Source organism: Pelagivirga sediminicola (assembly GCF_003072125.1).
GTDB classification, from domain to species: domain Bacteria; phylum Pseudomonadota; class Alphaproteobacteria; order Rhodobacterales; family Rhodobacteraceae; genus Roseovarius; species Roseovarius sediminicola.
This window is the reverse complement of record NZ_QCYH01000019.1, coordinates 24277-32176: the sequence shown is the minus strand read 5'-3', so window position 1 is coordinate 32176 and position 7900 is coordinate 24277. Positions and strand designations below refer to the sequence as shown.

Here is a 7900-nt window from a genome sequence, read left to right as displayed (position 1 = left end):
CGACCGACCCCTAAAACCCCGCCCGATTATCGGCACCAAGCCGGACAGGGCAGCACCACAAAGGAACGAGAAAAATGACAACGTATCGCTTAGGATCATCCCCCGCCGTTCACACACCTGGCCTGATCGCATGGGCAATCAACGGCTACGCTTTCGAGGCCGACCGCGACCAGATGCGCAAGGTTATCGGCGCGACGTTTTCCACGGTTCCGGCACAGGCCATCGACCAGCTTCTATCCAAGGCCGTGCCTTACACGGTCGAGGACGAAACCGTAGTTTTCGATGCGGAGGGCTGAAATGTTCCCGGTATCCCGACTCTACTATGAGCAGCTTTGCGCGATCTATGGCGATGCGCTGGCAAGCATCTATTGGCACCCGGCCCCGGCGGGCTGGTTGTGACCTTCATTCAGACAAGGAGCATGGCAATGACCAAAAGCAATTTCTGGGTGTGCGGATGCGCCACCGCGAACGGCGAACACATCAACGAGGATCACAGCCGCGCGTGTCGCTACTGCGATGCCCGCAAGCAGGATTGCAGCGAAATCGTTGTGCCGTCCGGGCTGGGCGGAGTTTTCACCGTTTCGATTCTTGAGGTCGAGGACGACCGCGCCCGCGTGACAACCACCGGCAACAGCGGAGACTTTGACGACATGCCGCCGTTCTGGGTCAGCACATCGAAGATAGAGCGGCGAACCAGATCGAAGGGAGCGGCCCAATGATCGCCGCCAGCGCAAACGACCACCCGCAACAGATCACATCACCCACCTATGAGGACACCAACATGAGAGAGGAAATCACCGCCACCGCGCAGATGATCGAGGATTGCAACGCAGCGGCCAGCCTTGCAGAGCGGCAGACCGCGCGTCTGGAAGCGGCGCTTGCGACTATGGCCTATCCCGACGACGAGGACGACGCCGCCGCCTTGCTGCAAAATGCCCTTTGCGATCTTCGCCACTTTGCCGATCAAAAAGGGCTGGCCTTCGGCACCGCCGATCACAGGGCTTACCAGATTTACTTGCTGGAGAAGCGAGCATGAAACCCACCGTAAAACTGATCGAGGGGCGGCACATCACCGCCCACGACAAGCGCAACATTCTCGATTGCATCGACTATCTTGCGACCCTGCCCCCCTGCCCCGAGCCGCCTTGGCTGGGGCGCGGCCAATCCCCGAAACGCTACGCCATCGAGGCCGATCCGATCACGCCGAGCAGATACACCGTGAAGATTCGGGAGAGTTACCGCAGCGACTATGGACAAAAGCGGGAGCAGATCGCCCGCGTTGTCGTGGAAATCAAAGGCCGCGACACCCAAACGCCGGAGCCTGATCTATTTTCCTAGAGCCGCCGCCAAGTCCACGAAGCCCAGCCGTCGAGGTTGGGCTTTTGGCTTTCCATCTGTCTTTTGGACGATACACCCCCGGATTGACCGGCGGGCCAGGGTGAAGGCACCCTGCCCCACCGGCCCGGCGCTATCGCGCCATCCGCGCGGGCTGCGCCCGCGCTCTTACCGCCTGGGGCCATCGTAAGTTTCCGAAATCAGCCGGATATGCGGACAGCCTGCCGTGAACATTGGTCCAGCGCTGTCCGTCCTTCATCACGGCATATAAGAAAAAGCTCAAATAATTCACCGCGAAGACCACAGGCAGGCCGTTCGTTACGACTTGCCGCAGGAATCGGCTCAGGGCCATTCGATTGTCCAGAAGCATGCCGGCGAAGCCGGGCGAGAGTAGAATGTAGAGCAGCAGTAGCGGCAGGAGACTGAGGCAACTGACGATCAGCGTGTTTCTGGCGAAGCGCCAGAAAGGTATTTTGATATCGAATAAGTGGTTCATCACCGGTAAATATTGCCCGATTTCGCCGGTGAAATCGAGGGGGTGAGCGATTCGCGACTATATGTTCGCGCGCAGCATCCTTGCTACATCGTCGTCCAAAATTGCGCCCTCGTCATTGCCTGTTGTTTTGGACGCGCCGTTCCGGCCGCGCTCTACTCGCTGCGCTCCCGAAGCCCGCGGGCGCGGTCTTCGCCATCCGGTAACGATCGCTCGCGCACGATCGGGATCTTCCCGTTAGCAAATTGATATTCTGATCCGATCTGTCGCCGATCCATGCAGCACGGCGCTAGCCGCGCGGCTGTTCCACCGGCAACCGGACTGCTGACCCCTCGGGTTAGGTATTCCGGCACCATCTCTAGCTCCCCAATTACGACAAAGAGCCGCAGCGATACTCGCATCAGCATGAGCGGTCCCGCGCGACCCATGGTTGAAATGAGCGTAGAACTGCTCAATCGACGGTATTTTTGGCGATGGCTATTCTCTTTGTGCCGCGCCGCGGCAAATATGGGGTGTTTAAAAGGGTGCCTTCGTCAGCTGTCTCTGTGTTCGTAATGGTTTCAGACATTTTGTGATGGCGCGACGCCCTCCCGGTGGGGGGAATTCAGCCAAATCAGGTATCGTCATATGTGCCGATAGATGCCTGGACGTTGAGGAGCCGCGATGTGAATGAGCGCGACGACAGCTTCAAAGACAGTGTGATACGCGCCCTCGACCAGGATCGTCTCGACGATCTCGTACTCCTGCTCGCAAATCACCTTCGGAGCCACCAGCAGGTGATCAGCGTCCACGCACGATCCGCACTGCCCGTCAACATGGAGGTCTGCCAGCCCCTTCCCACCGGGCGGTTGATGCAGGAGCAGATCGACAGATTCGGGTTCCGGGGTGAGGGCTGGTATATCGTCGTCGTCGAGGATTGCACGATCGTCGCCGCCAAACCCTTTCCTTACACCGTCGATGATCCGAATTATCGCAGGCATATTCAGGACCATGTGCGTGCGTTGGACGCCTGCTATGCCGAGCTTCCGGATGTCTTCGCCGCCTATCATCTGGGCGGCCTGCTCCTTGAGTTCCAGCACCTCTTCGAGTTCCGCCCGACATGATACCGCGCATGATCATTGGCAAGGCACTCGCTCTTGTGCTGGCGGTCGTTCTCGCTTTTCCAGCAGCTACTTCGGCCGAAGAGATCGGCTGGCACGAATGCAGCCGTTACGAGCGCCGCGTCACTTGCGTCGTTGACGGCGACACGTTCTGGTACCAAGGCACTAAAATCCGCCTCCTCGACATCGACGCGCCCGAGATCGAAGGACGCTGCGCCAATGAGCGGCGTCTGGCGCAGGCGGCAACAGTCGAGCTCATCCGTCTCCTCAACACCGGCCTGGTCCGGATCGCCTATGACGGGCGGGACCGATATGATCGTCATCTTGCCCGGCTCTGGGTCCTGGAGGGCGAGGTCGGACCTGTCATGATCGCCGCGGGACTTGCAGAGCCGTTCGGGCGGCGCGGTCTGTCGCCCTGGTGCCAGTGATGCGCATGATAGGCGAGGCATAAGCGATGAGCGGGTCCTTCACTTGGGATGCGCTCGTGCGCATCGGCACCATCAAGCCTTATGAGAAAGCCCTCGTCCTGACGGTCTTTCATACTTTTGACGGCCCGCCATCTCCGCTGCGGAGTCCGGAGCGCCCGGCATGGAACACCATCGTCTGTTTCAAGGCGCCGCTGCGGGACCAGATCGTCGAACACCTGTCGCCGGGCGACCTGTGTCATTTTCATGGGTTTGTGCGCACCGGTACCTTCACCGATGATGCGGACGCAAAACGGCGCGCGGTGGATCTGGTCATCCAACGGTTCGATCTCCTGCACAAACACATCGACGGTCCCACCGACCATTGAACTGTCCACTGACAGGACCATCAAACGACCCCGACGGTGGGCGGTTTTGCAACGGATCACGGCATAGTTGCCATCCGGTGTTTGCCGGGACGTGAAGCAGACCAGAGCATCGGGTGGGTAAAACGTGGCTCGGATCCCGCCACGCAAACACATTGGCGTATGAGCTACGGCACCGCCCGAGCACCATTTTCGCAGAATAATCGTTGCCGGTTATCCCGGAGGTCTCCGGCGTCAGCGCGATCGGGCATCGGGCTGCCAACCGATACGGCGCTGATCGCCACGGGCCTTTACGTTGGGGGCCAAAACCGTTGTGCGGTCCGCGATGGGGGCAGGGGCCGGTGTCTTCATCGTCGTTCCTGCGGGGTCGAGGTGCAAGTTGCTCAGGGGGATTTCCTCACTTGAACCGGCTGTCAGGGACCAGTTCCTGAGTGACCGCCACTGGGCATGGGCGCTCCAAAACGCAATGTCGAAAAGCCCGACCGAGTTCTCGCCCTCCGGCGCTTCGCTTGTCCGGCTGCGAGCCGCACCACTCGGGTTTTCTCGGTGCGTTTTCTCGGCTTCACCCATGCTGGTCCAGTGTCATCAGGAAATGGTTTCTGACAACTTAAAGAGGAAAATACCATGAGCAACAAACTCGCATCTCTCATCCGGAACGACAAAGACATCTTCACCGGCACACTCGCCACCATGGCCGTTCGCTCCAAGATCACGATCGTCCCCAACGCAAAGGCCCACAGCGATCAGCCAGACTACCGCGTCTTCGCCAATGGCACCTATGAGATCGGTGCCGCCTGGAAGAAGACCTCCGAGACCACCGGCAACGACTACCTGTCGGTAAAAATGGCCGCCCCCGAACTGGGCGCCATGGCGATCTACGCCAACGTGATCGCGCTCGACGAGATCGGTGATGACGGTGTCACCCACCTGATGCTCTGGTCCGCCCGCGAACCTCAGGCGGCCAACAACCAGATGGTCGCCTGACCCCGAGATCGGCCTCGGTGGATCCTCCCACCGCCGGGGCCGATTGATTATCCCACCCCATCGCGATGTGGTATCGGGATCGGGATGACACAGATCGCCCCTTCCGCTAAAGCGTTTCAGGTGTAAGTTGCGACACAACCTGAATTCGAAACGCTTTAGGGTCCGACAAGATTCTAAAGTGCCTGACCTGCGAAAAGCGGCATGTAGGCGAGGGCAAGGCACTTTGCATTCGATCTGAGGCACGGATCAGATGCAAAGCGCTCACAGCATTGAATGGCGTGTGCCTTTTTCGCTTTCCCTGACTCAGGAAAGACGCAAAGGGCATTGGGGATGGGAACATGCGGAATAGACGAGTGTATCTTGACTGACGAAAAGACATTATTTGACGCGAGGCCCGTCACGTTCTTCGAGGGGCCACCGGACGCGGACGCGCTGGGGCCGGGCGAACTCGGCGTGAACATTGACCTCTTCCGACAAGTCAAGAGCCACTACAACAAGGCCAAAGAGAACATCGCCTGCCGGGTGCTCGCCGATATCTGTCAGGACATTCAGGACAGCGGTTATCTGGGGCGCATGGACGATAGCGCCGCGCGTTTGTCCTCAACTGTCGTGACGGTCCAGCGCTGGCGATCCCGTTTCGCAGACAACGGGTTGCTGATGCGAGAGAACCGCAACGGGCTCTATTCGGTCGATCCGAAAGTGGCCATTCGCAAGGATGCGGAGGGGGTGGTCATCAAGCCCACTTCCGCGAAGAAAGCGATCTTCAAGTTCTGACACGGGCTGCCAGCCGAGCGGTTGTGATGGAACGTCTTGCCTCTGCGTAATCTGAGCGCAATTCAAGGCAAACTCATCGTCGCCTGATGTGATCCTCTGACTCGACCGAACGCGCTGGCTCCCGCTCGCCAAACCGCATCTCCTCCTGCGCGGTGATGTCCTCCTGGCGGGCGAGTTCTGACGCGTCATGGAAGATTTCCCGCAGCTGCGTCGTCCATGTCGCGGGCCGTTCGGCCGCGCGCATGTCCGTCGATTTCGAATAGGGGACCAGCACGCGGTAGATATGCTTGCCGATCCCGCTCACGAGCACGTAGACGCCCTTCCTGTGCAGCAGCGGGCCAAGCTCGGTCTGGAAATCCGTGCGGTGCACGACCGGCTCGCGCTTCTCTTCACGTATCCATTTGAGCCGTCCGCCGCCGTCCGTGTCACGCCGATGGGTGATCATGATCGTATTGCCGAACTGCTCTTCTAGCCGTCGTGCGGTCTGGCCGACATTGATCTTGGCGATCACTTTCGTCCCGATCAGTGACTCGATCTGGTCGGCCGCCTGTTGGGAATACTTGGCGACCAGCTGCTCGACGCCCTGGATGCCGAGCACGACGGCCAGCCCCTTCGAGCGTCCCGTCTCCAGCATCGCCTCGAACCGATGCACTTTAGGCAGTTGCGCGAATTCGTCCACGAAGAGCCAGACCCGCCGCTCCTCACTATCGCCGAAAGAGATGTCCGAGACGTTCGATGACATCACCGTCAGAAACGCCGATATCCATCCTTCGGACTGATCCTGAAACCGCCCGGAGCGCTGCAGGACCAGCGTGCGGTCTTTCGTGTTCTCATTCAGGAGCCAGTGCCGAAGCGAGAATTTCGTTCGGCCCTCCGCGCCCTCCCGCCAGCCATAGGCGAGCATGCGCACCGCCCCCAGCCCCGCCGCCATGGTGGAGATCGTCGCGGACACCTGGCGGTAGTCCGCGTTCAGATAGATCATCGCGTCACGATGATACTGCCGCGCAAAGGTTTGCAACTGTTCGAGCGGCAGTTGGGTGGTCTCCATCAGCTCCCACCAGGTCCAGCGCTGCGGCTTGGTCTTCATCAGTGTGATGATGCAGAGTGCCAGGACGGTGCGCGACGAGTCCGAGAAAAACCGATCCTTGGTTTCCGGTATGATCCGGTTCGCCACCTCGATCGCATCCTCTTCGACGATGAGATCGTTGGCGATATCCCAGATCACCGAGCGATCGTCATGAGGCGCGAGCAGGAGCGGGTCTTGCGGCTCTTTCGCGCCCTTCGGCCTGGAGAAGGCCATGCGGGTGTAGTCGCCCTTGAAATCGAAGACGACGACCTTGTCGCCGCGCTCCATGACCGATCTGAGCAGGGGTAGAATGGTCTGGGTCTTGCCGCCGCCAATCGCGCCGAAGATCAGAAAGTGGTTCACTTCGCGCGACCGGCTGATGGTGAAATCGCCAAACCAATGCAATCCGCGCGTGTCGCGCTTGATCTCTTTGTTGGAGGCCCGTGCGAGCTGTTTTGGCCCGGCAACCGTCAACCCCGCTTTGACGATGAGGGGTCTGACCCGCAGGCCCCAGTCCCAGATCAGATATCCCAAACACCCGACCGCCATCGCCACGAATGCGGCAAATGTTGTCGTCCCCTGATAGAACTGGCGTTCCGAGGCCTGTGAGAGCGCCGTCTTGATCTGACGGCAATAGGCCTGGTCGAACGGGTTCAGACAGGCCTTCACATAGTCCCATCGGATCGGAACCGACGCACCATCCGGGGTATGATAAGCCAGCTGCATGAAGAACACCCAATAGGCGAGGCCCGCGAACAAGGCGCAAGTGACCGTGCCGATGATGAGCCAGCGATAGGGCGTGGCGTCCGGCTTGTAGATCATTGCTGCGTGCCCTCGGACTGGTCCAAACTCTCGACCTCCACATCGTCTCGGCGGGTCGCTGCGCTGCCGCCATTGGCTGGCCTCGCATGATCTTTGACGAAGGCCCTGAGCGCATCTGTCCCACCTGTTTGAACGTAATAGGCCAGCACCGCTTCGATCTCTTCGACCGGCAAATGAGACGCGCCTGCGCGCACCACTGCCTCCCCGATGACGATCTTGACGCGGGTCTGCAGCTTTCGATCTGCGTGTTTGACGCGTTGCATCCGTTGTTCTCCCCTTGCGATTTGCGCCTCAAGCTGACGCAGGATTGGAAGGTCCGATCTTGCGGCGAAATCGTTCTGCGATCTGCTGAAACTCCTTGAGCAAGGCCGCGTCGGAAATCTCCAGTGTCGTCAGATTGGCTTTGGCGGCGATCTTGCCGATCTGATCCGCACGGCTTTCCAGGGCGGCAACGCGTTGCGCCTTGAGCGCTGCGATCTCCTTGTCGATATCGATCACGGATTTGGGTTTTTTGGCCATGGGTCTTGGTCTCCTAA

The 7900-nt window shown here is 59.7% G+C and carries 13 protein-coding genes; 9 read left to right on the top strand and 4 right to left on the bottom strand.

What is annotated here, in order from left to right; translation table 11 throughout:
* Window positions 1–74 precede the first annotated feature (74 nt).
* The 4 genes from DC366_RS17810 (at window position 75) to DC366_RS17795 (ending at window position 1338) form a co-directional block, all read left to right on the top strand.
* A complete protein-coding gene (locus tag DC366_RS17810; RefSeq protein WP_108693541.1) occupies window positions 75–296 on the top strand; it encodes a hypothetical protein in 222 nt (73 codons plus the stop codon).
* Window positions 297–425: 129 nt separating this feature from the next.
* Window positions 426–719 carry a hypothetical protein gene (locus DC366_RS17805; protein WP_108693540.1) on the top strand — a complete coding sequence of 98 codons (294 nt, stop codon included), beginning with the start codon at window positions 426–428 and terminating at the stop codon, window positions 717–719.
* Window positions 716–1036 (top strand): hypothetical protein, encoded by a 321-nt coding sequence (locus DC366_RS17800; protein ID WP_108693539.1) that lies wholly within the window; start codon window positions 716–718, stop codon window positions 1034–1036. Before DC366_RS17805 ends, DC366_RS17800 begins: the two co-directional genes overlap by 4 nt.
* The gene (locus tag DC366_RS17795; protein WP_108693538.1) at window positions 1033–1338 is read left to right on the top strand and encodes a hypothetical protein; all 306 of its coding nucleotides are present in this window, start codon (window positions 1033–1035) and stop codon (window positions 1336–1338) included. The genes DC366_RS17800 and DC366_RS17795 overlap by 4 nt, the downstream gene beginning before the upstream one ends.
* A 130-nt stretch (window positions 1339–1468) precedes the next feature.
* Here the strand turns inward: DC366_RS17795 and DC366_RS17790 are convergent, their stop codons facing one another.
* Window positions 1469–1831 (bottom strand): hypothetical protein, encoded by a 363-nt coding sequence (locus tag DC366_RS17790; protein WP_108693537.1) that lies wholly within the window; start codon window positions 1829–1831, stop codon window positions 1469–1471.
* A gap of 662 nt (window positions 1832–2493) precedes the next feature.
* Between DC366_RS17790 and DC366_RS17785 the strand changes: the two genes are divergently transcribed.
* From DC366_RS17785 to DC366_RS17765, 5 genes are all read left to right on the top strand, one after another.
* Window positions 2494–2931: a hypothetical protein gene (locus DC366_RS17785; RefSeq protein ID WP_133176241.1), complete on the top strand. Its 438-nt coding sequence runs from the start codon at window positions 2494–2496 to the stop codon at window positions 2929–2931.
* A gap of 8 nt (window positions 2932–2939) precedes the next feature.
* Entirely contained in the window at window positions 2940–3356 is a 417-nt protein-coding gene (locus DC366_RS17780) for a thermonuclease family protein (RefSeq protein WP_165802956.1), read from the top strand.
* Window positions 3357–3382: 26 nt separating this feature from the next.
* On the top strand, window positions 3383–3721 hold the full coding sequence (locus DC366_RS17775) for a single stranded DNA-binding domain-containing protein (protein WP_108693534.1): 339 nt from the start codon (window positions 3383–3385) through the stop codon (window positions 3719–3721).
* Between the two features lie 621 nt (window positions 3722–4342).
* Window positions 4343–4702, top strand: coding sequence for a DUF736 domain-containing protein (locus DC366_RS17770; RefSeq protein WP_108693533.1), 360 nt, complete (start codon window positions 4343–4345; stop codon window positions 4700–4702).
* Between the two features lie 360 nt (window positions 4703–5062).
* On the top strand, window positions 5063–5476 hold the full coding sequence (locus tag DC366_RS17765; RefSeq protein WP_133176240.1) for a hypothetical protein: 414 nt from the start codon (window positions 5063–5065) through the stop codon (window positions 5474–5476).
* Between the two features lie 73 nt (window positions 5477–5549).
* Here the strand turns inward: DC366_RS17765 and DC366_RS17760 are convergent, their stop codons facing one another.
* Genes DC366_RS17760 through DC366_RS17750 form a run of 3 tightly spaced genes read right to left on the bottom strand, consistent with a single transcriptional unit; the run spans window position 5550 to window position 7883 of the window.
* Window positions 5550–7364 (bottom strand): type IV secretion system DNA-binding domain-containing protein, encoded by a 1815-nt coding sequence (locus DC366_RS17760; protein ID WP_108693531.1) that lies wholly within the window; start codon window positions 7362–7364, stop codon window positions 5550–5552.
* Window positions 7361–7627, bottom strand: coding sequence for a hypothetical protein (locus tag DC366_RS17755; RefSeq protein WP_108693530.1), 267 nt, complete (start codon window positions 7625–7627; stop codon window positions 7361–7363). Before DC366_RS17755 ends, DC366_RS17760 begins: the two co-directional genes overlap by 4 nt.
* Window positions 7628–7655: 28 nt before the next feature.
* Window positions 7656–7883: a TraC family protein gene (locus tag DC366_RS17750; protein WP_108693529.1), complete on the bottom strand. Its 228-nt coding sequence runs from the start codon at window positions 7881–7883 to the stop codon at window positions 7656–7658.
* Window positions 7884–7900 lie beyond the last annotated feature (17 nt).

Bases quoted from the DNA above. Each gene is read 5' to 3' on its own strand.
- DC366_RS17770 (WP_108693533.1), top strand. From the start codon at position 4,343: ATGAGCAACAAACTCGCATCTCTCATCCGGAACGACAAAGACATCTTC.
- DC366_RS17800 (WP_108693539.1), top strand. From the start codon at position 716: ATGATCGCCGCCAGCGCAAACGACCACCCGCAACAGATCACATCACCC.
- DC366_RS17750 (WP_108693529.1), bottom strand. From the start codon at position 7,883: ATGGCCAAAAAACCCAAATCCGTGATCGATATCGACAAGGAGATCGCA.
- DC366_RS17790 (WP_108693537.1), bottom strand. From the start codon at position 1,831: ATGAACCACTTATTCGATATCAAAATACCTTTCTGGCGCTTCGCCAGA.
- DC366_RS17795 (WP_108693538.1), top strand. From the start codon at position 1,033: ATGAAACCCACCGTAAAACTGATCGAGGGGCGGCACATCACCGCCCAC.
- DC366_RS17780 (WP_165802956.1), top strand. From the start codon at position 2,940: ATGATCATTGGCAAGGCACTCGCTCTTGTGCTGGCGGTCGTTCTCGCT.
- DC366_RS17760 (WP_108693531.1), bottom strand. From the start codon at position 7,364: ATGATCTACAAGCCGGACGCCACGCCCTATCGCTGGCTCATCATCGGC.
- DC366_RS17810 (WP_108693541.1), top strand. From the start codon at position 75: ATGACAACGTATCGCTTAGGATCATCCCCCGCCGTTCACACACCTGGC.
- DC366_RS17805 (WP_108693540.1), top strand. From the start codon at position 426: ATGACCAAAAGCAATTTCTGGGTGTGCGGATGCGCCACCGCGAACGGC.
- DC366_RS17755 (WP_108693530.1), bottom strand. From the start codon at position 7,627: ATGCAACGCGTCAAACACGCAGATCGAAAGCTGCAGACCCGCGTCAAG.
- DC366_RS17775 (WP_108693534.1), top strand. From the start codon at position 3,383: ATGAGCGGGTCCTTCACTTGGGATGCGCTCGTGCGCATCGGCACCATC.